Raw genomic sequence first — 25,214 nt, forward strand, 5'->3', positions numbered from 1 at the left:
GCTGATGGCGCCCACGTCATGAGCAGGCCGCACCTTCAGGCGCGCGCGCCGTCTGGCGCGAAGACGGCAGGGCATCGCAGGCGCGTGCTCGTTCTTCGGGTTCACCGTCGTTCGCGGCACCCTGCGGACGGAGCGCTGATCGCATTCCGATATGCCGCGTCGATTTCTCACTAATTCGTCCGTTGCGACCTCTCTCTGTTAGTTTCCGCGTCATGTCGATCACCCCGCCGGATCCGCACTTCGTCGCGCGGTGGCTCTCTGAGACGTGGGCGGCGTGCGAGGTGTGGTGGCTGTCCGAGACGTGGCGGCTACCGGAGCTCATCGGCGTGGTCTCCGGGCTCGTGGCGTCTTGGCCAGCGATGCGGCGCCGAGTAGCCTCCTCAGGTCATGTCGATCACCCCGCCGGATCCTCATCGCGCTCTGAAGGCTCTCCGCGCGCTGCTCGCTGAAGTCGACGCCCTCCTCAAGACGACCCCTGACGCCGAGCTCCTCGCGGCGACGCGTGAAAAGCTGGCTGGTGCAGAGGCCGACCTGACGCGGTTCGTCGCTCAGAAGCAGGCATGATCGCCGCGCTGTACGCGCTGGCCTTCGTCGCTGCTGCCCTGGCGGTAGTTCTTGCCCGACGCAGCCCAGAGCACCGGCCGGTCGCTGTCTTCCTGATCCTCTCTCTCGCCTCGGACGTCGTTCGCAACCTGCTGATCACCTGGGTTCTTCGACCGGCGCGCGCCGCGCTCGGCGCTGCGCCGTTCACCGGCTGGGTGCGTGTCGCAGCCGACGTTGACGGCGCGCTCTTCGTCGCGTGGCGCGCCGGCATCGCTGCCCTCGCGGTGTGGATGTTCGCCCGGCGGCGGCCGTGGGGCGTCCTCGCCGCCTACGCGGCTGCGGTCGCGTTCATGGTCGCGACCTACCCGCGCGGCGCGGACTTGCGCCGCTTCTACCTCGCGACGGAGCTCGCTTCGCTCTGCGTCTCGCTCGGGTGCTTCCTTATCTGGCTAAGGTCTGACCGCAAGACAACGGTTCCCACCGTCTGCACGGGGGTGATCGTCGCGATCGAGCTCGCGTTTGTGACCGGAGGCCCCTACCGGGCCGACATCTTCACCGGCTGGATCAGCGCGCAGAACATGCTCGTGGTGCTCTACCTGGCGCTGATCGTCGTTCAGGGGGTGGCCATATGGCGGCCGTCGACGTCGCAGTAGCGCTCTGGCATCTCGTCTTCCTCGCGATCGCGATCGCCTACAAGAGGCACCGCGAGTTCGGCGCGCAGCGCATCCCGGTCGCCGAGCTCACCGCGTTGGTGCACCTGGTGCGGCGGCTCATCGCCAGGAGCCTCCGAGCCACGCGGGCAACGCGCGCGGACGTCGACGATCTCACCCAAGACGTGATGCTCGCTGCTTGGGAGGCCAGCGAGGAGGGCCGGTACCGGCCCGATCCCGAGGTCACAGGAATGGCCCCGCTGGAGCGCTGGGTGAGGAGGCTCGTCTACCACCGCGTCGATCACCACCTCAGGTCGGCGCGCCACCGTCGAGAGGAGCTCGCCGCCGAGGTGCCGGATGTTGAGCACGAGGCGCCCAACGCCGAGCGGACCATCGAGGCCGAGCAGAGGCGGCGTGCCGTGGTGGACGCTCTGCTGGAGATGCGCGACGTCGAGGGCGCCGCCGTCGTCATCGCACACGACATCCACGAGATCCCGATGGCAGATCTCGCGGAGCAGTACAACGTGCCGCTCAGCACGCTTTACAAGCTGCGCTCAGCTGCGCTCGTGGTGCTGGCGAAGACGGTACGCCAGCGTGACGGCTGAGCCGGCCGAGCACGCCGCGCGCGGTTCGACCGTCTACGCCTTCTGAGGGCGCTGCCGTCTCGGCGCCTTGGCCTGGGTCGTCGCAGCCTTCCGCGTCTTCCGCCGCTTCTTCTGCGGCTGCACTCGCACCCTCGCGTTGAATCGCGACGCCGCGCGGAGCACCCGGTCGAGCCTCTTCGGCGGGATCAACGCCTCGAACATCAGCCGCACCTTGACCGGATCCATCGGTCACCTCGTGCGGCGCGCCGCCGCGCGTGGCTTGCGCTTCGCGCGCACGGGCTTGGCCCTCGTCCGGAGGAGGCGGTTCAGGTCCCGCACCTGCTTTGCCAGCGCAGTTTCGGCGCTGCTCGGCCGGCAGATGTACGTCGGGGCTTGCGCCCGTGCGCCCCGCCGCCCGCGCTTCGGGGCCGCGGTGGCCTTCCGAGCGGCAGGGCGTCCCCTCGCCGGCTTGGACGTCTGCTTCGCGGCCGTGCGTGCCGTCTTCGCGCGGCTCTTCCTCGCCTTCGGTGTCGCACGTTCCTCGCTCTCCCGCTCGCGCGGAGCTTTCTCGACGGCCCCACGCCGCTTGGCCTTCTGCATGACTCGCTCCCTCTTCTTCGGTGTGGCGGCGGTTGCCTCGACGCGCGTCGCGCTGGTCCTCTGCGGCGCTCTCGGCCTCCCGAGAGGCCTCCGCCCGACAAGGACCAGCCCGCCGCCGTCGCCGCCGTGCATTCCGGCGGGCAGGCGCGGCGGCCCCGGAGGGCCCGGAGGCAGCCGCAGGGGTTCGGTGGTCGGGAGCTCCTCGCTCGACTCGGCCTCGACGACGATCGTGCGAGGGCGGCTGCCCTTGCCCTTCTTGCGGCGCTTCGCCGGCTTCCCCTCGACGCCGAACATCGGCAGCGGTTGCTGTTTCGCCATCGCTCCCTCCTCACCCGACCCCTTCGAACCACGGCCGCACGAGCGCGCCCCACACCTTCGGCGCGAGCTCGGTCGCGTGCGCCGCGTGCCCGAAGCGGGCCCCGTAGTCGAAGAGGTGCACCCCGCCGCCCCTCCACCCGCGGTCGGGCGCCGGTAGGCTCGCGAACGCGCCGACCTCCGGGATCACGTGGCCCCCGAGCTCTCGCGCGATCGCGGCGAGCGTCTGCGCCCCGGTGGGGTGGTGCTTGTTCGGGGCGCTGCTCGCCGTCGCCACGAAGAGCCGCCCGCCGCCGAGCGACTCCATCGCGTAGTCCACGAAGGAGCGGATCGGCGCTGCCCGGCCCTGCGCCTGGTCGGCCCATTCGGTGGTGTACGTCGCGTCGGCGAGCACCACGCCCGCGAGCTCTGCCCGATCGCGCGGGTCGGTGAGCACGCGCCTGACGATGTGCCCGCCCGCCGAGAACGCCGCGAGCACGAGCGGACCCGCCGGCAGCCGAAGCGCGCGGCGGAGACCCGGCAGGCGCCGGCCGTCGCCGTCGAGGTAGCTGTCCGCGATCTGGCTGCACGAGGGCGAGCCGTCGCCGGTGCAGGGCAGATGCACGACGGGCACCCCCGCGAGCTCGGCGCCCGTGACCTGGGTGCGCGAGACAGGCCCGACCCACACGACAGCGACGGGTCGCGGCTTGAGCGCCGCCGAGCTCGTGCGTCGGCTCGGCGCATGCTCGGCCGGCGCGCCCTGGCCTCGGCGCGACGCGATGACGGTGCCGACGACGCCCGCGCCGAAGGCGACCGCCCCGACCGCGATCCCGAGCCGGTTGCGTGCGAGGTGGTACGCGGTCTCAGGAGACGCGCCGAACGCTCTGAAGCGACGCGCCCACGTCTCGATCGCGCGCCCTTCGCGCGTCATGCGAGGCGGGGGAAGCGGTGCGAAGCGCGTCACCGCGGCCTCCGCTTCTGCCGCGTCGCCTCGGTCAGCCTGTGCACGCCGTAGAGGGCGAGCCCGCCCGCCGCGACTCCGGCGCCAAGCTGCACGCCCCGCGGCAGGCCCTTGAACATGCGCACCGCACCTTGCGCGAGCTCGGGCACGGTGTTCGCGCCGATCACCGAGGCCGGCAGGCCCGCGGCCGTCGCCGCACGGTCGATCACGGCGGCCACCTTGAGCGGCCCGGTTGCGTCCTCTGCGTCAGGGGCACGCACCTGCGGCCCGCCGCCCGCGTAGCCCTTCTCCCGCGCGTAGCTCTCGGCGACGTGGAGATCGGCCGACATCGCCGAGAGCGCTGACACGTCCTCGTCGCCGGCCTCCCACTTCGCCGAGAACTGGCGCCAGGCGTCGAGCTGCCGGCGGACGTTCGGGAGCTTGTCCCCCACGCCCCAGGCGATCAGCGCGTCCCAGCGCCGCCGGAGCTCGACATACGAGTCCTTCGCCTCTTGCGAGACGAACCACGCCCCGACGTGCTCATTCATCGGCTTCCCCCGTTCCGATGGGCTTCACCACGAGGGCCCGACCCTGGTCATCGAACTGGATCGTCGTGTTCTTGAGCTGGTCGCCGAACATGCGCCGGAAGAACCGGCCCGGTGCTTCGCGGAGCTCCTTCCGGAGCCCCACGAAGCTCGCCAGGATCAGCACGTTCCCCGCGACGCTGGTCACGAAGAGCACGCGCCACATCAACTCGATTGCGTTCATCTGAGCACCTCCACGAGCCACGGCGGCAGCGCGCCGCCGAGAAGCAGATCCGAGCCCTGTGCGAGCTCCTGCAGAAGGTCGATCGCTCTGCCGTCCCGCATCGCTTCGCGGTGCACCGGTGCCCAGAGCTGCGACCAGTCCTTGTGCGCGTCGTCGTGCGCGAGCCCTGGCGGCTGCCACACGCCGCCGTCCTCGCGCCGCAGGCCATAGCTCACCGCCTGCCGCTCTCTGATGCCCGGTTCGAGGATCCACTCGTTCCAGGGGCCATCGAGCAGGGCCGACGACTTCGGCCCGATGCGCCGCGACCATTCGCGCGCCTGCGCGTCGAGCGTCGGGTAGCGGCTGAGCAGCACCGGCGATCCCGGTACGCCGAGCGGTGCGAGCACGACCCGGCGCGCCGCCGCTCTCCAGCGTGCGTCGCAGAGCGGGCGCGTCGGCGGGAGGTAGTGCGAGATGCGGCAGAGCTCGAGCACCTCCCCGAACGCGACCGGCAGCCGCACCCCGCGCACGCTGAGCGCATCGGTCGCCACGCGGAGCCGGTACGGGCCGACGTCGAGCTCCGACCAGTACACGTTGTCGACCAGGCCGTCCTTCCACCCTTGCACGACGTCAGGGAGGGGAAGGGGACCCGGCGCGCCGGCGACCGCGGCGCTCGCGTCCGGCAGCGCCCAGGGGCGCTCATCACGCCGCGCGCTGGCGTGGATCGATACGTGGAGATGTCGCGTGTGGGGGTTCGTTCCGTCGTAGGAACGCCAGGCGCCACCCTGGATCGCGCGGTTCGCGATGCGCTTGTTCCAGATGACGTACGTGACGCGCGGGTCAGCGAGAAGCAGATGGGCCAGCGCGTCGAGGTCGGGACCGCGCTCCGGGTCGTGCGTCACGTCGAGCGCGTTGCCCTCGTTGTGGTCGCTCTTGCGCGCCTGGTGCGCGGCGTCGCCTAGAAGGCCGTCGCTGGCGCGGTTCCGACCGGGCCAGCGCTCGTTCAGCTGCCGCAGGAGCAGCCGCACTGCGGGCGCCACCTGGGCGGGCGGTGCGGCCTGCTGGACCGGCACGACGGAGGGCGCCGCGGGCGACGCGGCGGGCCGTGACGGCTGCGCCGCGGGCGCCGGGGCCTCGTCGACGACGCGCCCCGCGATCGTGACCCACCGGCCCCGGGCGCGCGCCTCGACCTGGTGGACGACGCGCTCCACGTCGGCCCAGGTAAAGTGCCCCTTCTTCTCCGGATCGAACGCAGGGTTCGCCGCGTAGACGTCTCCCTTCGTGCGCTTCCCGCCCGGCACCAGGGGTTCCTTGCTGTCCCGCTCCGCGATGCGCGCATCGAGCGGCAGGGCTGCGAGCGCGGGGAGGAAGTTCCGTTTGTAGAGGTCGAAGGCGGTCCAGGAGGGAGAGCGTCCCTGGAACCGGCCGAAGAAAGGGCGCACGAGCTCGCGGATCTGCCGCTCGGCGCTCCAGGCGCGCACGGCCCAGACCCGCTCCGCGCTGTCGAGCCCCGGCAGGCCCGCCCCTGTTGTCACCTGGATCAGGCCCCCGCGCGGCGTGCCCTTGGCCGAGCGCGGCGCGCTCGCGTCCCAGCCGCTCTCCAGCTCGATGACCGTCGCGATCGCCGCCGGGGATAGGCCGAGCTCGGCGGCCACCTCGACCAGCGCACGGCGTACGGCGGGCGTCGCGCTCACCAGCCCCGGGTAGGCCGGCGCGACCGGCCTGTCCTCGTCGCCCGTGTCGGCGGGCGAGGAGGCACCGAACGCTCGGCGCGCCCGGTGCCGCACGTACGCGAGGCCGGCCGGCAGCGCCGCCGTCGCGGCGTATCCGAGGCCGGCAAGGACCGTCAGCGGTTCCACAGCGCCCGCACCCGCGTGAAGAGCTCGCGCGCCCGGGGCGCCACCTCGCGAACGAAGCGGCCGACGTCCGAGACCAGCGCTGCGGCCTCCGGGTCGATGTGAACGGACGGGAAGCCCCCGCAGAAGGTGCCGGACGTCTCGGGCGCTTCCGGCGCTGCTGCTTCGGGCGCGCGGGCGCGTTCCTCGGCAGCCTTCCCCTTGCGCCCCTCCCTGGTCGTCTGCGGCTCGCGGGCGTCCGGCTCGCCTCGGGGCGTCTCCGCCTCACGGGGGGGCTCCCGGGGCTCGCTGCTCGCTCGGGGCTTGTTGACCGTCTCCACTGCGCCGCAGTTGGCGCAGACGCGGTGCCCGTTCGTGTACGTTTGCGGTCCGCTGCATGCAGTGCAGATCATGGGATCACCTTCCTTGGGTCGTGTCTCTCTCAAGCGTCATGAAGCAAGGCGCGTCTCAAAGCATCGTTCCGGACTGCCAGTATCCTTGGGCGTTTATGGTTGACTGGGGCGCGAGGCCGACGGGGTAGATCACGTTCGGCGTGAGGTCGTAATCGCCCACCCTGAGCTCGCCGGTCACCAGCCGAAACCGCGTCGTGAACGGCGGAAAGCGCGCTGCCTGGGGCTTCTCGTAAAAGTGGGTCAACCAGAAAGCTTGCGGCTCCGTCCACGCTCCGGATTCGTCCTCCGCTGACCAGACCTCGACCTCCCACCTGCCCGCTCCCCCCTTCAGGAAGAGGTCCCCGCCGGTGCGAAGGTAGTAGGCGCCGCAGTCGCTCCAGAGCTCGACGCGTGCTGAGGGCGCCGCCTTCGGCTCGACCGCCAGCGTGCCAGTGCGCGGCAAGACCCAGCGGCAGTGCAGCGCGAGCCCCTCGCCGTTGTAGGCGTCCCCTCGGTCGATCTTCAGCGCGCGCACCCAGACGCGCACGGGAGCGCACCACGAAGCCACGAACAGCGGTTTGTCGTTCCGCGCGGCGTTCTCGATGAGGATCGAGCTCATGGCTTCACCGGACCGTGCACGTTCCCGGGCAGCCGACACGCTCGGCGATGCCCTCCACGTCTTCGGCCCACCCCTCCAAGTCGAAGAGGCTGAAATCGTCGTCGATCTCTTCCTCTTCGCCTGCTGCCCGTGCGCGGCGTCGAGGAGCGCGCTCCGGCGCCGGTGCGGTTTCCTGGGGAGTCGCCTGGACGGGCGCAGCTGGCGGCGGAGCTGCGCCCGGGCGCGTGTCCTCCAGCGGTAGGCGGTAGTTGAGCTTCCGCAGCGCCACCGCCGCCGCGAGCAGCCGGGCGCGATCCGCGGGCGCAGGGTCCTTGGCGGCGGGGACCGCGAGCCGACGCCGGACGGCGCGCTGCACGTTCGGGTCGGGGCTCGTCAGGGCGGCGAGCGCCGCGTGCGCCTTGGCCTGCTCCGAGGCGCGCGGCGCTGCTTTCGCGGCCTGCTGCGCCGCTGCATGGACCGCGGTCGCGTCGCTTCGCTTCGGATCCTTGGGGTGAGGGCGCTTGGCTTTCTTCGCCGCCTTCTCGGCTTCTCCGACCGCCGTTGCGACGGCCCCCGTAGCGACCGCCACGCCAGCCCCCGCGGCGGGGGTCGCGACCGCGCCGACGACGACTGAGGCGACGGTTCCAACCGCGCGCACCACGTCGTCCCAGAAGCCGACGTCTTCGGCGTCCTCTGGGGCCGCAGGGCGCTCGGGCTCCGCGAGCTCGGCGGAGTCGCCGCTCTCCGTGCCCGCCACGGCGTTGCCGCCCTGCTCGGCGGCTGCGAGCTCGGCGACCGCCGCCCGGCGCAGCTCCTCCGCCGCGTCAGGCGGCAGCGTCGCCGACACCCGCTCGACCTCCGCGAGCACCTCTCGGCGGACAGCCTCCTGCTCGCTCGCTGCGAGGTCGGAGAGGGACACGTCAGCCTTGCGCAGGGCCAGGCGCGCGGCGTCACCTCGTCGGCCCGCAGCGCGACGCAGCGCCGCCTTCAGGCGCTCCGCAGCGGGCGGTCGGATCTGGGCACGTGCGGCGCCCTCGTACGCCTCCGGCGGGGGCTTCGGCATGCCGCCCGTCACGCTCGGATCGTCGATGTGGCCCGCATCGTCGATGAGGAAGACGTGAAAGCCGCGGCCGTTGGGAACGCGCACGCAGCCGACCCACCGTCCGCGATGCCCGCCGGCTGCGCGCGTGAGGCCGTCGCAGTCGTCTCCGCCCTTGTGCTGCACCTCCTCGGGCGAGGCGAAGAAATCGCCGCCCTGGTCGGGCACGTACCGGAGGCCCTTGAGCGGCACCTTGACCCCGCGGCGGATGTCCGCGCGGACGAGCGACGCGAGGACATCCGCGATGGCCTGAGGATCGCGGGGAATCGAGACGGTAGGGCGGATGCCTGTGGCCTTGCGGACCGCTTCCAGCTTGACGGCTTCGTCGGCCTCGCGGCGCGCCCTTTTCACAACGTCTCCCATCGAGGCGAAGGCTCCGACCTCGCCGCCATGCTCCGACGCTCCCCCGCTCACGTGGTCCAGCTGGGGAGCGGCGTCCTCCTCGTGCCAGTCGTCTTGCAACATCGCTCATGCCCTCCGTCTCGGCCCTTCGCGGTCGCCGCGCCCTCGCCCCCTCACTTGAACAGCTTGAAACGCGGCCGCGCCTTCGGCGCGAGGGATCGCCGGCGCTTCGCGGCGGAGAGCAGCTCACGCGTGAGCCCCCGGAAGTCGAGCTCTCCCACCCCAGGCAGGAAGATCCGGCCCGTGGAGCACTGCCGCTCGAAGTAGAGGAGCGTGATCCCGTAGAACGGCACCTGCGTTTCGGGGGGGCCGTCGAGGTAGATCGAGCACGTGAACTCGGTGTCGTCGCCGAACGACTTGCCGATCAACGAGGCGAGCGGCGTGTCCTTGGTGATGAGCTCCGTCCGGAACTGGGTGAGCGAGATGTCCTGCGGGTAGGCCTTCGCTCGGTCGTCGCTGAAGCCGAGCGAGCCGCCCACGATGCAGAAGCGCTGGGCGCAGTCCACCGGATCCGTGCGGACGCCGAAGAAGGTCATCGTCTTCGTGAACTTGAAGTTCGAGCCTTGCAGCGCGCCGTTGATGCGCGGCTTGAGCTCGTAGACCTGCCCTCCGACGCACGGCGTGCCCCTCGCCGTGGCGTAGAGCGTGACGGAGCTGTTCGGGCGCTGCTCCGCCGCAACGAGCTTTGTGGCACCGACGGTCGCGTAAGCCTTCTCCAGCGCAGCCATGGACTTGGCGATCTTTCGCGCGACGGCCTTCGCGTCCTCCCTGCTCATCCCCGAAGCCTTGCGCGCGATGTACGCGCCCACCTCGTCCTCGTCGCCCACGAGGAGCCCCTCGACGTCGTCGTCCTCCTCGTCGTCGAGCACCTCCGCGATGCCCTCCACCGCGTCGTCGAACCTCACCCCGATCGCCTCATACGTCTCTTCAAGGTCCCTGTCTCTCATGACACCTCTCCGAGGCCCGCGGCCCAGTCCAGCACCGCGAACCAGTCTTCGTTGCCCACGCGCGCCTGGATGCGCGCGCACAAATCCTCGTCGTCGAAGACCTTTTGCAGCGCCCGCTTCAGGGGCTGGATCTTCGGGTCTTCTGCGCCTCCTGGGAGCATCGCCACGACGCGCTGGAGCGGCACGCCGAGGAGCTTGTAGAGCTCCGTCTCGCGCGCGTTCGCGTTCTTGAGCCGCTCGATCGCGATCTCCTTCTGACCCTGCACGATCGCCAGGCTCGCGCTCGTCTCGGCTGCCTTGGTCAGGAGCTCGTTGGCCTTGCGCTGGTCGTCGTAGAGCTCCGCGATCCGCCTGTCGCGGTCCTTGATCGTCTCCTCGCGCGCCTGGATCGTCCGTTCCAGAGAGTCGATCTGCGAGCGCGCGTCTGCCGCGCCCCGGCTGTAAGCCGCCGCGAGCTCCGAGGCGAGCTGGTGGACGTCGATCGTCACCACCTGCTGGGTGACGACGGACGACGAGCCGGCGCGCGGCTTGCCGCTCACGCCGTGCCCTTCTTGGGATTCGCGGCCCGCTCCTCCGCCCGGCGGCGCTCGGTCTCGGCCTTGTGCTTCAGGCCGAGCGCCCGTCCCGCGTTCGCGCTGATGGCGTTCGTCGAGCCGATGAGCGCCGAGCGGCACAGGCCGCGCAGCGTCGGGTTGGCGTCGCCCGCGAGCAGCGCGCCCAGGCCGCTGACCGCGGCCGTCGCGACCTTCACCGTGTCGCCGTCGTTGTGCCGCGCGTCGGCGTAGGAGACGCCCGACGCGATGGCGTTGGTCAGCGGGACCTCGACGACGAGGGGCATCGCCTCGTTCGCTTGGGCGTCCTCGAGGGCGACGACCAGATCAGCCTTGGACGCGCTCGCCAGCGCCGCGTCCATGGGAAGCGCGAGAGTACCAGCCACGGGAAACCTCCTTCGTTCGAGCCGAGCTCGTTCGCAGGAGGCTTAGCGCGCTGGCGAGGCGCTCCCGGCGGTTCGTACTCTGAAGGGGACGTACTCTGATTCAGAGTACGTATGCGATGTGTGACGGTTTCCCGTGGAGATCCCGTGTGGTAGTGTTGGGGCTGCTTATGAAGGCTCGCCGAGACAAATCGTACTCTGAGGCCGTCGCGTGGCTCCGGTCCGATCCGCGGGTGCGCGCCCCCATCAGCCGCTCCCGGAGGAGCGACTTCCGCCGCATCGCCGCGCTGGGGGACACGTGGGGGGGCACGCTCGACGCGCTCGGTGCCCCGTACTACGTGGTGCGATGGGTCGCCGGTCCTGGGACGCGCGACGTCGAGGAGCGCGAGCGCCGGTACCGCTCGGCGTGCGACGCGCTGCGGCGGGAGGTTCCGTGGAGCTGGGCCGCGTGGCTCCGGCTTCAGTCCACGGGCCGACCTGTCCGGCCCGCCGCCACGCGGCCCCTTCTGAGATCGCTGTCGATGGCGCCTGTGCGGGACGTTGCGGGCCGCTGACCGCGCTAGCCGGTCTTGTCTTGACCCCCTGCGGGCTGACGCGGAAGACCGCGTGTTGCAACGCGCCTCTGTGCCACCCCGAGAGCGTCGGCCAGTCCTGCGCGCAGCCGCTCGAGCTCGTCAGCGGTAACGGTCAGTTCACCTAGTAGGTACCGAGCCGGGAACCGGAGCGTCGACAGCCGCCCTAGGAGCGAATGAATGTCTCGCATGTGGAGAAACGCCGAGCCGATTCGCTGGATGTCCTTGTGGTTTGCTCGGCCGCTTCCAATCTGCTTCATGAGCAGCAGCTCTGCCTTCGCCACGAGCTCAGCAGAGCTGTGCGCGTTATCAATAAACGCTCGAGTATGACCAGCAGCGTAGGCGGCGTCGGCGATAGCGAAGAACTCGCCTGCCGCGTCCACATGGGAACGAGCCGCCTTCTTCTGATAGCGAAAATCAAATGAGTAAATCCAACTCGTTTGCACCAGAATGGCCGTAAAATGTGCGAACTCAGCCTCGTCCTCGGGACTGAGTTCGACGGACCGGATCCGGGTGATATCGTCGATTATCACGGTCTCACCAGGGCTCGCTTGACCGCGCGCTAGCATCATGAGCCTAGCTCGTACCTCGCCGTTGAGGTGCACAAGCGGCTCTCGAGACGTTGCATCACCCCACAATATTTGGAATGCGCCGAGCTCAAACGGGCTCGCAAGAGAGCCACTCAGGAGGCGCCGCTCGATCTCTGGACGCACAAACATCTCAAACACCTGGGTCAGTGTGCGTTGTCTAGCCTCCCCGTCTGCCGCGTCTTGTGCCTCCATACGGTACTCCTTGTAGCAATGTGTCTCCGTCGCGCGATCCAGCTTGCACTATGGGGCGAACCGTTTAGCTCGGTTCGTGTTACTTGACCATGGCGGCGATCTCTTGCTCGTTCAATTCAACGACCTTTTTTGCGACCTGTTCGGCTTGGGACGCCATTCCTTCATCCAGGTACATGAGACGGCGACGACAGAGCTCGATTAGCTCCTGGTATGTCGTGGCTCGATAGTGATATCTGACGGGCGAAGACACAGCGAGCTCCGTTGCGCAGGGCATCCGCGGATGAAAACGCGTTCCAATCAACCACACGTTGGCGTGCCCGCCACCGCGATAGTGGAGAAATTTCGAGGCATCGTTTGTTGCTTGATTCTGCTGGTCGAGTCCTAAAGGCTGATCTGGACCTTTGAGCTCGACGAACAGGTATCGCATGTCTGATACCGCTGCTCCGTCCGCCGACGACAGCATGTTTCCTAACACGAAGAAAAAGTCCGGCCGTGTCGTTGCGTCTGTGTTTGTGGCATGAATTCCAAATACTTCTCGCAACGTCGTTAGTATCTGCCGATTGCTGCGAAAAGAGTGAAAGTCATCGGAGATGATCCATGGGTTGTTTGCCAAAATCTTGTGAATGGCGGACTCGTTGTAGGAGTCATCCGCGGTGACCTTGGCCAACTCATCTAACGCCTTGACCCTCTCCTTCACGACGGTCGATGTTATGACCACTTGCCGAAGCGTCCAACGACCGTCCCCACCTAAAATGGACGCCAGCGTGTCCACCGTGGCGTCGTCTGCCTCCTCGACTGCCTGAACGACTACCGCCAGATTGTTCACCCTCATCGATCTGGTGACAAACCTGGCGATGACTCGCTCGGCTCTTGTGTTGACTTCGGTGTCGCCGGCTGTCTTGGCTCGACTGACTAAGATCCGTCTCGCAGCGGCCTTCTGCTCGTCGTTAAGGCGCTCATAGTGTTTCTTTGCGATGGAATCACGCAACCAGTTATCGACTCGCTTCTGGAGATGGTCTTCAACCCCCTTCTCGACGATTTTTTCCAGTCGCTTCCCGAGCCATTCCTCCACTGCCTTGTACGAATTCGTAAGCGTCCACGCGCCTGTTCCAATGGTCGATTCGTCCTCCGGCTCGACCGATATCCGACCGACCAGCTTTTTGGTGAGAGTTCTCGTATCGCCGCGGTATCCCTTGTGTTCGACACCAAACAGGGATGGCCCGTGAACAGTCTGTCCGCGGTGATATATGACTATGCCTGGCGTCTTTATTGGCTGATGTGTTAGCCATATCGCGCCTGTCACAGAGCCGAACCCTGGTATCTCTTCGTCGATGATCTCGTCGATGCGCTGTGCGTGGTCCTGAGGGGTGAATGGGACGTCGTTTATGTGAATCGTGACGTCGCTCTGTTGTCCAAAATGGCGAAGCAGCACGTTCGCGATGGAGCGTTCAGTTGGGAGTGGTTCGTTCTGGAATAGGCCAAGTAGGGCGATCCGCGTTCCACGTTCGCTGGGATCGCAGGCCTCCGTTAGGACGTCGACCGCAACGTCGTTGTCGCTGGCCTCGCGAATTGCTTCCTCAGTGTACTTGAACGTGGAGTGTTCGCCGCGTGCCCACGTTTCGACTACTACTTCGTTCGCGACAACGAGCGCCGCAAATTTGCCCGTCCCGCGTCGTCCGTTGACGGTGCGCCCGTTTGGGCTCCTGTAGCCATCCGCTGAAATCTTATCTCTCCCTGTTGCGCAGTACTTTGTCTCGACGTCTTCGCGCGTCATGCCGTGGCCGTCGTCACGAACTTCGAACTCGCGTCTGTCGGCCTCCGGCAGATCTTTTCGAGGACACCTGATCCAGATGTTTCGGGCGTCTGCATCGTAAGCGTTTTTAATCAACTCAACGACGACATCTTCCCATCCCCTGAAGATGCTTTTGACGGTTGCTAGTACATGGCCGTGCGTCTTCCAGCGTACTGCTTGCTGGCGTCTAGACTTCATCCCGTCCTCCACTTCCTGCAAGTGATTGGTCATGCCGGCCTGTCCGCTGGCTCTCGACGTACTGGTGCCCATCGTACCCTGAGGAGCTTCGAGCGGTCCACCTCGGCACAGGGCCTCGGCGGGAACCGACGCGCACCCATCGCGCCTGACTTGACTTCGCTAGCACCCGGCTGATGCGCGCATCGGCATCGTTTCCTGCTGGCACCTGGTGCGCCGTTTCTCGTGCTCAGAGCGTCGGTGCTGCGGACCTGGCGGCACGTCGCGGGGGGGAGGGCGCCGATCCTCGACGGCGACTCCCGGGCTGCTCAGCACAAGCGGCGGTTTTACTGGGCGGAGGGTGAGCATCGACGCTCCCTTTCCAAGGGCGTGGTTAAGGCGAGCGGTTGCTCGCTGGATCCCGCGAGCGAGTCAGGTCGGCGCGCCGCGCGCGCTGCGCCGCCCGCTGGAGCCGCACGTCGACCGGAGCCTGTCGTGCGCGCTGTGCTCCGCTACGAGCCGCAGCCGACCACCTATCTCCGCGATGCCCTCCACCGCGTCGTCGGACCTCATCCCGATCGCCTCGTACGTCTCTGGGCGCCGGCCGAGGTACGCCTGCCGCTCCTCCTCGCGGTGCTCCCGCTTCTCCTCGTCCGCTCTGCGCTGGATCTCCGCTTCGTCCAGAGGCGCGATGCCCACGGCGTCGGCCGCGGTCTTCACCGATCGGACGCGGGGCGCGACGATCACCGACAACCCCTCCAGCGTTCGCCGATCGCGATGGCGCGTCGTAAGCGCCCGGCCAAGGGCATCGTGACGGTCCGAGCGGCGCCGGTTAGCTGTCCCCATCGCGAAGGAGGAAGCGATGGCGACGAGGGCGGAGTGGGCCGAGCGGGTGGAGCGATGGGAGCGGAGCGGGCTGAGCGCCGAGAAGTTCGCGCGGCGTGAGGGATACAAGCCGAAGCAGCTGTACTGGTGGCGCTGGAAGCTACGGACTGATGGGCCTCCGCAGCCCTCGCCGTCGTCGTTGACCGAAGCACCGAGCTTCCTGCCGGTCCACGTTGTGACCGACGCATCGCCCGTCGCGCCGGAGCCGATCGAGATCGCGCTGCCCAATGGGCGGGTGGTGCGGGTCCGGCCGGGCTTCGACCCCGCCACGCTCGAGCGCGTCCTGGCGCTCGCCGCCGAGGAGACGTCGTGCTGACGCTGCCGCCGTCGGTGCGGGTCTACGTGGCGGCTGAGCCGACCGACTTGCGGAAGAGCTTTGATGGGCTGTCGGTCCTGGTCGCTCAGCGCTTCGGAGCTGATCCGCTTTGCGGGCACCTGTTCGTGTTCAGGAATCGACGAGGTGACCAGGTGCGCGTGCTGTTCTGGGACCGCACTGGGTACGCCATCTTTGCCAAGAAACTCGCCCGCGGCCGGTTCCACCTCGCCCGCGACCTGCCCAAGGGCGCGACCCACGTCGAGGTCGAGGCGGCCGAGCTGGCACTGATGCTCGAGGGGCTCGACCTGTCCCAGGCCGTACGGCGCAAGCGCTGGAGACCCGGCGTGAGAAAGATCGACGCGTCGAAGCAAAGCTTGAGGGATGCGCGCGGGCTCGATATCCAGCGCGCCCCGTGACCCTTCCTCGGCAGTCCCAGGCAGCGCTCCCCGCCGATCTGGCGGATGTGCGACGTAAGCTCGAGCAGCTCGCGGCTGAGCAGCGCGTCCCTGAGCTCATCGAGCTGGTGCTCGGTCTTCTCATCCAGCTGCGCGACAAGAACACGGCGCTGTCGGCGAAGCTCGCGAGCGCGCTGCGCGAGCTGTACGGCCGCAAGAGCCAGAAGCTCTCCACCGAGCAGCTGATGCTGCTGTTCGGCGAGCTCGGGGCCGAGGCGCCGCAGGGGACAGCTGATCCTTCGCCCTCGCCACAACCAGGACAGGGGGTTGTGCCGCAACCTTCTGAGCCGCCGAAGCCGCCGCGAGGACGGGGCGGGCGCGCTCCGCTGCCCGCACACCTGCCGCGCGAAACGCGCGTTGTGCCCGTCCCCGAAGAGGAGCGGACGTGCCCGCAGTGCGGCGCGGAAAAGAAGTGCATCGGTCATCGGACGAGCGAGGTGCTCGAGTTTGTCCCAGCACAGTTCCGGGTCATCGAGGAGCAGAGGGAGAAGCTCGCGTGTCCGCGCTGCCCCGAGCAGGGCGTGACGACGGCGGACAGCGAGAAGGTGATGGATCGCGGACGCCCGGGGCCAGGGCTGCTCGCCAGCATCATCGTCGAGAAGTTCGAGGACTCGATGCCGCTGTACCGGCAGGCGCAGCAGTACGCTCGCTTCGGCGTGTCGCTCTCCCCGTCGACACTGGGAGACTGGTCGGCCTTCGCGCTCGACGTGCTCGCTCCCGTGGCCGAGAGGATCGAGGAGCGTGTGCTGGGCTCGTGCTACCTGCGCGCCGACGATACGGGGATGCGCGTGCTGGATCGGGATCATCCGGCGGGGGTCAAGCGAGGTCATATCTGGGCCTTCGTCGGAGCGGACCTCGTAGCATTCCTGTATGCGCCGGACTGGAGGGCGAAGCATCCAGCAGAGCTGCTGCAGAGCTTCACCGGCTACCTCCAGGGCGACGGCTACGCGGGCTACGGCGCGATGCTCCGTGGAGACGACCGCGGCGAGGCCATCGTGCCCGAAGAGCGCCGGCTCGGCTGCGGGATGCACATCCGCGCGAAGTTCGAGAAGGCAGCGAAGGGAGGCGACGCGCGAGCCGCGGTGGCGCTCTCGTACTTCAAGGCTATCTACCGCATCGAGGCGGCCTGCAAAGACGAGGCATTGTCCGCTGAGGCGCGTTGGACGCGCAGGCAAGAGCTGTCGCTCGCCCTCGTCGACGAGCTCTACCAGTGGGTTCACGAGCTGCATCTCGGGCTCGTGCCCGGCACGCCGCTGTACGTCGCAACTCAGTACGCCATCAACCAGGAGGCCGCGTGGCGGCGCTGCTTCACCGAAGGCCGTTTCGAGATTGATAACGGTGAGGTCGAGCGGCAGCTGAGGCGTGTCGCGCTCGGAAGAAAGAACTACTTATTCGCGGGCTCCGACAAGGGTGCTCAGCGCCTGGCCATCGGCTATACGATCTTCGGCTCGTGTCGGATGCACGGAGCCAACCCACTCGCCTGGGCGACGGACGTGATCGGCAGGTTGCAGGCGGGCTGGCCGCGCAAACGGCTCGACGAACTGCTGCCCGACGCGTGGGCGAGCTCGGCGCGCACTGCTCCGACCGCTGGCGACCCCGACGCGACCTGAACAGAACAACGCGTACCTCGTGGCGACGCGGGCGGTGGCCGCCTTGGCGGGCACCGTTCCAGGCCCGCCCGGGGCCGTGGGCCGACGCGGCCCCGCGTCCAGTCTCGTCGACCCTGACGAGCGCCGCAATGGGCCGCGCCCATGGCGATGGTCGGCCGGTTACGGCGCGTCCGCTCCTGTACCGCGCGCACGTCGCCCGTCGAAGCGAGGACCGCGGCGAGCTCCAGAGCGTCGCGAACGTGCGCCGCAAGCTGTACGTCACCCAGCGCTTCGCGTCTGGCAGGCCGGTAGCACGCAGGATCCAGGCTGCGTGTCAAGGGGTTTGTTGCGCCACCACATTCTTCGGACGATGTCAACTCATTGGACGCTTTGGACGGAGCGGCGGGGTCGGGCACGATCGTGAAGGGCAGCCGTGATCGTGCTTGCCGCTGAGCGCATCCGGCGGCCGGACTGCCCACCCCCTTGCCACTGCTTTGGCCGCAGGGCGAGCGGGCGGCGATCCCGCAGGCGGACCCTTGCGCGCGAGCAATGGCGAGTTACCTTCGCGTGCCCCAGCTACAGCTGGTCTGAAAAGGATGGAAACCATGGAAAGAATGATAATTGTTACGTTTGATCTGAAGACGGCGGACAAGGGAGACTACGACCGTGCATACGAGGTTCTCAGGAGCGCTGGTCTGCACCCAGTTTCCCCTGAAAAACAGCTGGATCTACCGCGGACGACCGTGATGGGCATGATCGATACGAACGCGTCCGCGGAGCTTGTCCGCGACGCTCTCTGGAAGGCCCTCGAGAATGCGGGATTAACGCCGTCCAGAATGCTGAGCGGCTTTTTAGATGGCTGGGGAGTCAAGGCGACGGTCGAATAGAGACCCCGGCTAGACCTGTCCTCAGTGCACGGGCCGCCCGACGCGGGCGCAGCGGTTTCCGAACGTCCCCTTCGTGACGCTTCGTCGCCTCACGAACGGGGTGTCTGCTGCTCGGCTCTCGGAGTTAGTCCCGCCGGAACAGGGGCCGACCGGCTACATCGATCCGAAGGTCCGTTCAGGGCGAGCGGTCACTGGCCGGACCTTCCAACGGAACCACGTCTGCACGCAGCGCGCGCTGCGCCGCGCGCTGGAGCCGCACATCAACGGGAGTCCTTCCGCGCGCACCCCGTTCCTTGGCGATGCGGCGCAGCTGCGCGCGCCCGTGCTCGGCCTTCACGCAGCCGCAGCTGACGACCTTCCCCGCGCGCAGATCACCGCCCGCGACCTCGATCGGTGCCCTGCCGCAGTCGCACTGGGCTCGGTAGAACGCCCGCCCGCCGCGGTTCTCGACCCGCTCCAGGATCACGAGCCGCCCGTAGCGTGGCTCGACCTCGGCCGCTCTTGACGGCAGCCGGCGCGTTCCCTTCGTGGATGGCTCGGCGTTGTCGCTGTTGAGCAGCGGTGCGGGAGCGGCTTGTCGCCGCGCGTAGCGCTCCTCCACCGTCTGCTCGTGGCGTTTCACCCACTTCGCCCACGCGGCGAGCGTACCGAGCCGAGCGCGCCGGCCGGCCGTCTTGCAAGCCGCGAGCTCTACGGGGCTCGGCGGCCTGCCGCAGCCGCGCAGCTTCGCCGCGTACGCGCGCCGGTACGCCCGGTCCGCGGCTTCGGAGACCTCGCGCGGACGCTCGCCAGGCCGGCCGGCCGCAACCCATCGCACGAACCACTTGGCGAAATCGGTCGGCCGCCGGCCGAGGTACGCCTGTCGCTCTTCCTCGCGCTGCTCGAGCTTCCTCTCGTCCTCGGCCCGCTGGATCGCTGCCTCGTCCAGCTGAGGTACGATGCCCCAGGAGTCCGTCGGCGGCCGCGGCACGATGCCCCATGGATCCGTCGCCGGTTCTGGCGCCTCTGGCTGCGACGTGGGCAGCTCCACCACGGCGAGCTCGGCAGGTAGCGGGACAGCACCGATTCCTGGCGGCGCCACGCCGCGCCCGAGGCGATGAAAGTAGCCCTCCAGCGTCCGGCGGTCGCGATGCCGCGTGCGTTCCTGCACCGCGCGCACGTCGCCCGTCGAGGCGAGCACCGCGGCGAGCTCCAGCGTCGCGAACGTGTGCCGCAAGCTGTGCGTCACCCAGCGCTCGGGATCGGGCAGTCCGGCCGCGCGCACGACGGCGCGGATCTCCCGCTCCGGATCGATGGCCTGCCCGTGGCTCCGCCAGTCCCCCGGACGCTTGCCCCACGCGGCCGGGAACACCGGGCCGTCGGGCCGATACCAGCCGCGCGCCCGTAGCTGCTCTCGTTGCTGGCGAAGCGCCCACACCGCGACCGGGTGCAGCTCCTGGGGCTTGTCGGCGTTGTCGTCTCCGTCGCGATGCTTCGGTGGTGTCAGGGGTCGCGTCCACGTGGGGTTCGCGAGGCGCCACCCGTCGATCGCCTGGTGCCGCACCCTCAGGATCACGCGGGTCCCGAGCACCGGGATCTCGCCGTCGAGGTTGTCGAAGTCGTCCCAGCCGAGCCCCGCGAGCTCGCCTTGCCGAAGGCCGGAGAGCGCTGCAACGAGTACGCGGTACGCGAGATCCGCGAATCCTCGGGAGGCTCGCGTTCTCGCGTCGCGCGCGGCGGCAGCGCGCACGAGCAGGAGGAGCTCGGTGGTCGATCGGCATGCCTCGCGCTCCGGCCCTTTGCCTCCGCCCCTCGGAGACCACTTGCCCCATGGCAGCGCCGCGAGCCGCTTGTTCCCGATCGCGCGGTTGAACGCCGCTTTCAGCAAATCGAAGACGTTCTTGATGGTCTTCGCCGCCAGCGGGCGCACCTCGCCGCGTCGGCGGACGCGGTGGGTGAGCATCCAGTCTTCCCACTGCCGCATCCGGTCCTCCGTGAGGTGCGCCGCGGCGCAGCCGTCGAAGTACGGCATCAGGTAGCGCCGCCAGTACCCCTTCGCCTTCGGCCCCCACCGCGGGCTGAGCGCGGAGACGTGCGACTCCCACGCCTTCTGCACCGTGAGCAGACCCTCAACGGCCGCCTGTGCCCTCTGCACGAGCTCCTCGTGCGAGATGAGCCCGAGCTTTGCGTCCTCAATCTGCTTCCGAATGAGCTCGATCCGAGTGAGCACCTCCCCAGGCGTCTTGCCCCTGATCCACTTCCGTTTCCCGTCGCGCGGGTCGGTGATCTGTCGTCCATACAGCTCGGGCCCAAGCCTTCTCACGTCCACGTAGACACCCCGCCTCGGCTTGCCGCGCGTGGAGACGGGGCGCGCGGGATGTCCTCGCGTCGCCATTGTGACCGCCCGTCTTACACGAAGTGCGTAAAACTTTTTCCACTCGCGAGCGCCAAATTGTTGCTTCACCAACCATTGTCAGGCACGCCAACCGCACACGCGGCAATGCACGCCGCCGCCGTACGTGAGCACCTCGCGCAGGCCGCACGCGCGGCACACGCGGAGCTCGGTCCCACACCCCGTGCACGTCGCGATCAGCTCTTCGAGCACCGCGAGCCCGGGGCCGCAGTGCGGGCAGCGCACCGCGATGCGCCGCACGACGTCAGCTCGAGGCGCTGCTTGCGTCTGCGGTGCCGTGCCCGTCAGCGCAGCGCGGTAGCGCTCGAGGTGCACCGCGCAGAGCCCGAGCGGGTTGAATCCCGCAGCGGGCACGTTGGGGCACGGAGGCATGCCGTTGCCGCACGAGCGCTCGGCGCGCGGCACGCCAAGCGCGGCGAGCACCCCGCGAGCACCGGCGGCCGTGATGCGCCTCCGGTCTGCGCGTTCCCCGGCCGGCTCGGGAGCTCCACCAGGTGATCGCCTCGCGCGATCGGCGGCGCTCATGACGGCCCTCCGCTACGGCAGGCGTCGCAGGAGACCACCGCGCGCCAGAGCGGCGACACGGCGCGGATCCCTGGTCCCACGATCTCGCCGCAGCGGGTGCGCGCCGCGCCGCTCTCGGCGACGTGGACCACGCCGCGTGCGTGGAGAGCACCCGTCCTCCACGCGTCGGCGCACGCGGGGCAGGTGACTTCGGTCGCCCACTGCACATCGACCGCCACGCCGCGGCCGAGCTCGGGCTCGAGCCGGCCGCAGCGCGTCCACGCCAGCTCGCCGGGCACGACCAGGTGCACGGCGACGAGCCCGCGGCCGCGCGCGAGCAGCCGGTTGACCCACGAGACGTGGGAGCCGATCAACACGGCAAGCTCCGCGGCCGTCCAGCGCAGCGGGTCCGCCAGGTGCACCGCGCGAAGCACGGCCGCTCGCGCAGCTACCGCGGCAGCCCCGCTCGCACCGAAGGCCTGCGCGAGCGGTAGCGATCCCGCGACGCGCGTCGCCCGATCGAGGAGCCCGTACCGTTCGAGCTCCTCGATCACCTTGTCGGCGGGCTTCATCGACGCCCCCGGTCAGCAACGGGAGCGGCCGGCCGTTCGTCGCAGGTCGGCCCGAGCTGACGTGCGACCTCGTCGAACGCGCAACGATGGACAACGCCGCCCCGCGGACGCGCGCGGCGCGTCCGCTCCATCCTCGCCTCGGCCATGTCACCCTCCGAACGACAGTCCGAGCTGCCCTGCGCGCGGCGGCGCCGCGCACCCCTCGCACTGCACGCCGCGCGACCACGCCGGGGCCGCAAGCGCCATGTCCGGTTCGATGGCGCGTCCGCATCGCGTCACGCCGGCCCTGTCCTCGACGTGGTACGTGCGCCGCGGAGCCGGCGCGTTGCGCGCTGAAGCGGCGATGCACGCGGGGCAGTTCACGTCATCGATCCAGCGTGCGGGCGCCGTCGCGTGCACCTCCACGTCCCCCGAGAGCCGTCCGCACCACGTCCAGACGCCATCGTCCGAGCGGTGCACGAGGATTTCGCGCTCCGTCTCGCGGTCGGCGGTGTTCATGCGCGCACCTCGCTCGGATACAGGTAGCGCTCAGCGTCCGCGTGCCGCTGCTCCATCGAGCGCGGCGCGTGCCGCACGTAGAGGGACAGCCACGCGTTCACGGCGCGCGCCCTGCTCGTCTCCGTCGGCTCGCCCTGACGGAGCGCGAGCACGGCGCCGGCGAGCTCGCCCATGGGCGCCGTCTCCGCGGAGACGCCCTCGATCCCGAGCTCGGCCGCGCTGCGGCGGAGCGTCGTCTCGACGATGGCGTTCATCGGGCCACCTCCGCGTCACGCTCCGACGTGCACCCCGTCGAGCAGGTCTCGCCGGGAGGCGCGCCGCAGGCTGGGCACCGCTCCGCGTCCTCCCACGGGTATGCGTCGTTCAGATCGGGCGCCGACGTCACCTGCCCGTCGACGCGCCCGCGCTCGCGCTCTCTCGCCGCGTCGTCGTCCGGCGGATCCACCGGCAGCACGGCGCACGCGTCCGCCTCGGCGGCGAACGGGTAGCGCCCGAGCTCGTGCAGCGCGACCGCGAGCGTCCATCGCCGCGCCGCTTCGTGGTGGCCCATCTCCACCGCGCCGCTCACGTCGGGCGCCGCCCCCGTCTGCTCCGCGAGCGCGAGCCACGCGTGCGCTCTCACCGCGGCCTCGAAGGCGAGCGTCACGTGGATGCGCGCCCCGCCGACGCGCGCCTCCAGCAGATCCGCGATCGCGCTCGCCGCGATCGCGACCGCTTGCGCGCCCGTGCGGCGCGCCTCCCACCGGAGGAGCTCGGCGTCGGCGTCCTCGAGCGGCCACCCCGGCGGCGCCCCTTGGACCCTCTCTATAAGGAGGCGCGTGTACCGGAAGTCCCGGAGGACCACCGGCGCGCCGTCGTTGGTCCCCGCCCCCTCCGTCGCCCCGACGACGGCCCCGAGGAGCGCGCCGAGCCGGAGAACGTCCGTTCCTGTGCGGGAAACGGCGTAGATGTAGAGCCATGTCAGTATGAGTCGGAGCGCCACCTCGGCCGACGCACCGCCCCGGAGCGCTGCGTCAACCGGTCCGCCATCGGCGGCCTCTGCACACGCTCGGCACACCTCTTCCCGTAAAGTCGGGATAGTGATACGATTCCGAGATGTTACGAGCAGGGTGCGACAAGTCCCCCCCTTCGCACTGTCTCTCTCTCTCTCTCGACGCATCGTTCTCCGATCCTTGTGCGCACCTGGCTGAGCGGATTCCCATCAGCTGGTGTGCAGTGCCAGCGGCGGCCCATCCTGGGTCGCAGGGGCCGCGCGGTGTTGGAGATCGCGTCTGAAGCTCGACGGCCTTCCCTGACACCGCGCTGCTGAGCGCTCGTCTGTGCCCAGCGCGACGCACGCGAGCTGCACCCGCCGTGGGGGAGGGGAGCTGTGGGCGCGTGCGACAGGACCAGAACGCCTGTTCTGGGCGGACGTCATGCGAGTGCGCGCGGGGCATGCGCGAGAGAGCGAGCTTGGGAGCGCTTCAGGGCTCCTCCGCTCGGGTGCCCCGACGTGTCGTCTCGGCTGCCCTGGCTCGGTCCGGTCGTGTTCGGCGTCTTCTTGCGATTGCCGAGGAGCGTCGGCAGCCATATCGCTCGCCGCAAACTCGCAGAGACCTCGCCGCGGGCCGCGATGCATCGGAGATGGGGTGCAGCTTGCGCGCGAGGGCCTCGACTTGTTGGCTGATCTCGGCGTCGACGACGAGTTCGCCACGGTCGATTTAGCCATCTCCGCCGATAATTCATGGCGCTCGAACGGAATGGCTTCACGGGAGCGGCGGCGCGCGGTGGATACGACGGACGCTTGACCGCCGCGCCACGACAGGGTGCTATGCGCGACACATGAAACGACGCCGCGCTGGGCAAGCCAGCACGGCGGCAACTTCCCTCGATGGCGCGACGTGAGCCACGCGTATGTGCATCCGCCGAGAATGCTTGTCGCAGGCCCAGATCACGCCGTCGTGCTTCGTGGCGCTATCGTTTCTTGCCGCGAGCCTGGCTGTCGCCGAGCCAAGCCGTGCCGACCCACCTCGGCTCGGCGAGGGTGAGCCTCCGGCGAGGGCGGAGGGCAAGCCCAGCATCGATGTCCAGGCGCTGATCCGCGTGGGAGACGTCGCCCGCAACCAGGGAAAATGGGAGCAGGCAGAAGAGGCCTATTACCTCGCGTACAAGCTCGGCGCAGGCGGCAGGGCTCGCTGCGAATGGGGAATGGCGCTGCTCGCCCTCCGGCGGCACGTCGACGCCGCGATGGCCATCGATAGATGCCTGGAGGATCCCGGGGCGGGAACCGCCGCGCAGCGGCGCCGTTACACGGACGGCCTCGAGAGAGCCCGGCGCGAGGTGGGCCAGATCGACTTCGACCTGAGCCATCCGGGCGCGCTGGTGACGATCGGCGGGGAGGTCCGGAGCAGGGACGCGTCGAAGTCCGGCTATACGTACGTCGAGCCCGGTACGCACATGATCAAGGCCACGCTCCCCGGCTTCCTCGACGCCGAGCAAACCGTCCAGGTGGAGAAGGGGAAGGCGATCAAGGTCGCGCTCCGGTTCGTCGAGAAGCCGAAGGCGGCCCCGGCGCCCGCGCGGGTCTCGACCCGGCCCGCGACCCCCAAGAAGGCCGTGGCCAGGCCCCCGCTCGCGCCGCCGGCCCAACCGGCTCCGCCCGGGCCGTTCGATGGAATGGCGGGCGCGCAGCGGCTCTGCGGGATCGGCGTGACCGCGCTCGGCCTCACGGGAGGTCTCGTCGCCTCGGTTCTCGCGGCGCAGTACGCCGAGGAGGCGGAGCGGCGCGCCGCGCGGCTCCTGCGGAACAACGGCAACAGCCGCTCGATCTGCGCATCGCCGTCGCCCGAGAACGCCCTGGCGTGCGCTGAGATCAACGATTTGTACGATGCGCACGAGGTGGGCCGGGACGTCGCGACGGGCTTCTTCATCGGCGCGGGCGTCGTCGCCGCCGCGACGGTCGGCTCGTTCATCTTCTATGGCATCGAGCGGCGCCGGCCGCCTGTGCGTGTGGTGCCGATGATCGCCGGCGATCAGGCCGGCGTGTCGGTCAACGGGGTGTGGTGAGGTGACTGCGATGCCGCGCTCCATCCAGCGCACGCGTTCGGCGCGCTCTGCCTTCGCGGAGGCCGTGGTCCTGATGCTGACTTCCTGCGCCTTCGGCGCCGGGTGCGCGGAGGTGCCCTGCGGGCCTCGCCTGCGCTGTGAGCCGCCGGCCGAGGAGGAGCTGCCCGACAAGGAACCGCCTTGTCC

At 69.4% G+C, this 25,214-nt stretch carries 30 protein-coding genes; 10 read left to right on the forward strand and 20 right to left on the reverse strand.

Going from position 1 to position 25,214, the window contains the following annotated elements; translation table 11 throughout:
- The first annotated feature begins 387 nt into the window (after nt 1-387).
- The 3 genes from WME83_RS49520 to WME83_RS49530 are packed head-to-tail and all read left to right on the forward strand — an operon-like array spanning nt 388 to nt 1,798.
- A complete protein-coding gene (locus WME83_RS49520; RefSeq protein ID WP_437316690.1) occupies nt 388-564 on the forward strand; it encodes a hypothetical protein in 177 nt (58 codons plus the stop codon).
- A complete protein-coding gene (locus WME83_RS49525) occupies nt 561-1,196 on the forward strand; it encodes a hypothetical protein (protein WP_437316691.1) in 636 nt (211 codons plus the stop codon). Before WME83_RS49520 ends, WME83_RS49525 begins: the two co-directional genes overlap by 4 nt.
- Nucleotides 1,172-1,798 (forward strand): RNA polymerase sigma factor, encoded by a 627-nt coding sequence (locus tag WME83_RS49530; protein ID WP_437316692.1) that lies wholly within the window; start codon nt 1,172-1,174, stop codon nt 1,796-1,798. Before WME83_RS49525 ends, WME83_RS49530 begins: the two co-directional genes overlap by 25 nt.
- A 33-nt stretch (nt 1,799-1,831) precedes the next feature.
- On the opposite strand, the gene WME83_RS49535 is transcribed toward WME83_RS49530, so the two are convergent.
- The 11 genes from WME83_RS49535 to WME83_RS49585 all read right to left on the reverse strand — a co-directional run bounded on the left by WME83_RS49535 (nt 1,832) and on the right by WME83_RS49585 (nt 10,568).
- Nucleotides 1,832-2,023 carry a hypothetical protein gene (locus WME83_RS49535; protein ID WP_437316693.1) on the reverse strand — a complete coding sequence of 64 codons (192 nt, stop codon included), beginning with the start codon at nt 2,021-2,023 and terminating at the stop codon, nt 1,832-1,834.
- 682 nt (nt 2,024-2,705) lie between these two features.
- On the reverse strand, nt 2,706-3,602 hold the full coding sequence (locus WME83_RS49540) for a hypothetical protein (RefSeq protein ID WP_437316694.1): 897 nt from the start codon (nt 3,600-3,602) through the stop codon (nt 2,706-2,708).
- A 29-nt stretch (nt 3,603-3,631) separates the two neighbouring features.
- A complete protein-coding gene (locus WME83_RS49545) occupies nt 3,632-4,159 on the reverse strand; it encodes a hypothetical protein (RefSeq protein WP_437316695.1) in 528 nt (175 codons plus the stop codon).
- Nucleotides 4,152-4,379 carry a hypothetical protein gene (locus tag WME83_RS49550; RefSeq protein ID WP_437316696.1) on the reverse strand — a complete coding sequence of 76 codons (228 nt, stop codon included), beginning with the start codon at nt 4,377-4,379 and terminating at the stop codon, nt 4,152-4,154. Before WME83_RS49550 ends, WME83_RS49545 begins: the two co-directional genes overlap by 8 nt.
- Nucleotides 4,376-6,217: a hypothetical protein gene (locus WME83_RS49555; RefSeq protein WP_437316697.1), complete on the reverse strand. Its 1,842-nt coding sequence runs from the start codon at nt 6,215-6,217 to the stop codon at nt 4,376-4,378. The genes WME83_RS49550 and WME83_RS49555 overlap by 4 nt, the downstream gene beginning before the upstream one ends.
- Nucleotides 6,205-6,606, reverse strand: coding sequence for a hypothetical protein (locus tag WME83_RS49560; protein ID WP_437316698.1), 402 nt, complete (start codon nt 6,604-6,606; stop codon nt 6,205-6,207). Before WME83_RS49560 ends, WME83_RS49555 begins: the two co-directional genes overlap by 13 nt.
- A 55-nt stretch (nt 6,607-6,661) precedes the next feature.
- The gene (locus WME83_RS49565) at nt 6,662-7,204 is read right to left on the reverse strand and encodes a hypothetical protein (protein ID WP_437316699.1); all 543 of its coding nucleotides are present in this window, start codon (nt 7,202-7,204) and stop codon (nt 6,662-6,664) included.
- Nucleotides 7,205-7,208: 4 nt separating this feature from the next.
- On the reverse strand, nt 7,209-8,633 hold the full coding sequence (locus tag WME83_RS49570; protein WP_437316700.1) for a hypothetical protein: 1,425 nt from the start codon (nt 8,631-8,633) through the stop codon (nt 7,209-7,211).
- Between the two features lie 164 nt (nt 8,634-8,797).
- On the reverse strand, nt 8,798-9,631 hold the full coding sequence (locus WME83_RS49575; protein ID WP_437316701.1) for a hypothetical protein: 834 nt from the start codon (nt 9,629-9,631) through the stop codon (nt 8,798-8,800).
- Entirely contained in the window at nt 9,628-10,170 is a 543-nt protein-coding gene (locus WME83_RS49580) for a hypothetical protein (protein ID WP_437316702.1), read from the reverse strand. The genes WME83_RS49575 and WME83_RS49580 overlap by 4 nt, the downstream gene beginning before the upstream one ends.
- Nucleotides 10,167-10,568, reverse strand: coding sequence for a hypothetical protein (locus WME83_RS49585; protein WP_437316703.1), 402 nt, complete (start codon nt 10,566-10,568; stop codon nt 10,167-10,169). Before WME83_RS49585 ends, WME83_RS49580 begins: the two co-directional genes overlap by 4 nt.
- Nucleotides 10,569-10,735: 167 nt before the next feature.
- Between WME83_RS49585 and WME83_RS49590 the strand changes: the two genes are divergently transcribed.
- Nucleotides 10,736-11,119 carry a hypothetical protein gene (locus tag WME83_RS49590; RefSeq protein ID WP_437316704.1) on the forward strand — a complete coding sequence of 128 codons (384 nt, stop codon included), beginning with the start codon at nt 10,736-10,738 and terminating at the stop codon, nt 11,117-11,119.
- Nucleotides 11,120-11,124: 5 nt separating this feature from the next.
- Here the strand turns inward: WME83_RS49590 and WME83_RS49595 are convergent, their stop codons facing one another.
- The 3 genes from WME83_RS49595 to WME83_RS49605 all read right to left on the reverse strand — a co-directional run bounded on the left by WME83_RS49595 (nt 11,125) and on the right by WME83_RS49605 (nt 14,632).
- Entirely contained in the window at nt 11,125-11,709 is a 585-nt protein-coding gene (locus tag WME83_RS49595) for a hypothetical protein (RefSeq protein WP_437316705.1), read from the reverse strand.
- A gap of 289 nt (nt 11,710-11,998) precedes the next feature.
- Entirely contained in the window at nt 11,999-13,942 is a 1,944-nt protein-coding gene (locus WME83_RS49600; RefSeq protein ID WP_437316706.1) for an ATP-binding protein, read from the reverse strand.
- A 375-nt stretch (nt 13,943-14,317) separates the two neighbouring features.
- Nucleotides 14,318-14,632 (reverse strand): hypothetical protein, encoded by a 315-nt coding sequence (locus WME83_RS49605; RefSeq protein WP_437316707.1) that lies wholly within the window; start codon nt 14,630-14,632, stop codon nt 14,318-14,320.
- A 115-nt stretch (nt 14,633-14,747) separates the two neighbouring features.
- Between WME83_RS49605 and tnpA the strand changes: the two genes are divergently transcribed.
- The 4 genes from tnpA (at nt 14,748) to WME83_RS49625 (ending at nt 18,017) form a co-directional block, all read left to right on the forward strand.
- A complete protein-coding gene (tnpA, locus tag WME83_RS49610; RefSeq protein ID WP_437314548.1) occupies nt 14,748-15,086 on the forward strand; it encodes an IS66 family insertion sequence element accessory protein TnpA in 339 nt (112 codons plus the stop codon).
- The gene (gene tnpB / locus WME83_RS49615) at nt 15,080-15,502 is read left to right on the forward strand and encodes an IS66 family insertion sequence element accessory protein TnpB (protein WP_437314547.1); all 423 of its coding nucleotides are present in this window, start codon (nt 15,080-15,082) and stop codon (nt 15,500-15,502) included. Before tnpA ends, tnpB begins: the two co-directional genes overlap by 7 nt.
- Complete coding sequence (gene tnpC / locus WME83_RS49620) at nt 15,499-17,151, forward strand: IS66 family transposase (protein ID WP_437314546.1); 1,653 nt, start codon at nt 15,499-15,501, stop codon at nt 17,149-17,151. The genes tnpB and tnpC overlap by 4 nt, the downstream gene beginning before the upstream one ends.
- A 584-nt stretch (nt 17,152-17,735) precedes the next feature.
- Nucleotides 17,736-18,017 carry a hypothetical protein gene (locus WME83_RS49625; protein WP_437316708.1) on the forward strand — a complete coding sequence of 94 codons (282 nt, stop codon included), beginning with the start codon at nt 17,736-17,738 and terminating at the stop codon, nt 18,015-18,017.
- Between the two features lie 175 nt (nt 18,018-18,192).
- Here WME83_RS49625 and WME83_RS49630 read toward each other — a convergent pair whose 3' ends face one another.
- From WME83_RS49630 to WME83_RS49655, 6 genes are all read right to left on the reverse strand, one after another.
- Nucleotides 18,193-20,460 (reverse strand): tyrosine-type recombinase/integrase, encoded by a 2,268-nt coding sequence (locus WME83_RS49630; RefSeq protein ID WP_437316709.1) that lies wholly within the window; start codon nt 20,458-20,460, stop codon nt 18,193-18,195.
- Nucleotides 20,461-20,469: 9 nt separating this feature from the next.
- A complete protein-coding gene (locus WME83_RS49635; protein WP_437316710.1) occupies nt 20,470-20,832 on the reverse strand; it encodes a hypothetical protein in 363 nt (120 codons plus the stop codon).
- Between the two features lie 98 nt (nt 20,833-20,930).
- The gene (locus WME83_RS49640) at nt 20,931-21,485 is read right to left on the reverse strand and encodes a hypothetical protein (RefSeq protein ID WP_437316711.1); all 555 of its coding nucleotides are present in this window, start codon (nt 21,483-21,485) and stop codon (nt 20,931-20,933) included.
- A gap of 147 nt (nt 21,486-21,632) precedes the next feature.
- Nucleotides 21,633-21,983 carry a hypothetical protein gene (locus tag WME83_RS49645; protein WP_437316712.1) on the reverse strand — a complete coding sequence of 117 codons (351 nt, stop codon included), beginning with the start codon at nt 21,981-21,983 and terminating at the stop codon, nt 21,633-21,635.
- Nucleotides 21,980-22,237, reverse strand: a complete 258-nt coding sequence (locus tag WME83_RS49650) for a hypothetical protein (RefSeq protein WP_437316713.1) — start codon at nt 22,235-22,237, stop codon at nt 21,980-21,982. Before WME83_RS49650 ends, WME83_RS49645 begins: the two co-directional genes overlap by 4 nt.
- Nucleotides 22,234-22,965 (reverse strand): hypothetical protein, encoded by a 732-nt coding sequence (locus tag WME83_RS49655; protein ID WP_437316714.1) that lies wholly within the window; start codon nt 22,963-22,965, stop codon nt 22,234-22,236. The genes WME83_RS49650 and WME83_RS49655 overlap by 4 nt, the downstream gene beginning before the upstream one ends.
- Before the next feature lie 646 nt (nt 22,966-23,611).
- Here WME83_RS49655 and WME83_RS49660 point away from each other — a divergent pair.
- Together WME83_RS49660 and WME83_RS49665 are read left to right on the forward strand one after the other, a co-directional pair.
- The gene (locus WME83_RS49660) at nt 23,612-23,770 is read left to right on the forward strand and encodes a hypothetical protein (RefSeq protein ID WP_437316715.1); all 159 of its coding nucleotides are present in this window, start codon (nt 23,612-23,614) and stop codon (nt 23,768-23,770) included.
- A 127-nt stretch (nt 23,771-23,897) separates the two neighbouring features.
- Nucleotides 23,898-25,028, forward strand: coding sequence for a PEGA domain-containing protein (locus WME83_RS49665; RefSeq protein WP_437316716.1), 1,131 nt, complete (start codon nt 23,898-23,900; stop codon nt 25,026-25,028).
- Nucleotides 25,029-25,214 lie beyond the last annotated feature (186 nt).

Origin of the sequence: Sorangium sp. So ce385 (assembly GCF_051474135.1) — a bacterium.
GTDB lineage: Bacteria > Myxococcota_A > Polyangia > Polyangiales > Polyangiaceae > Sorangium > Sorangium cellulosum_D.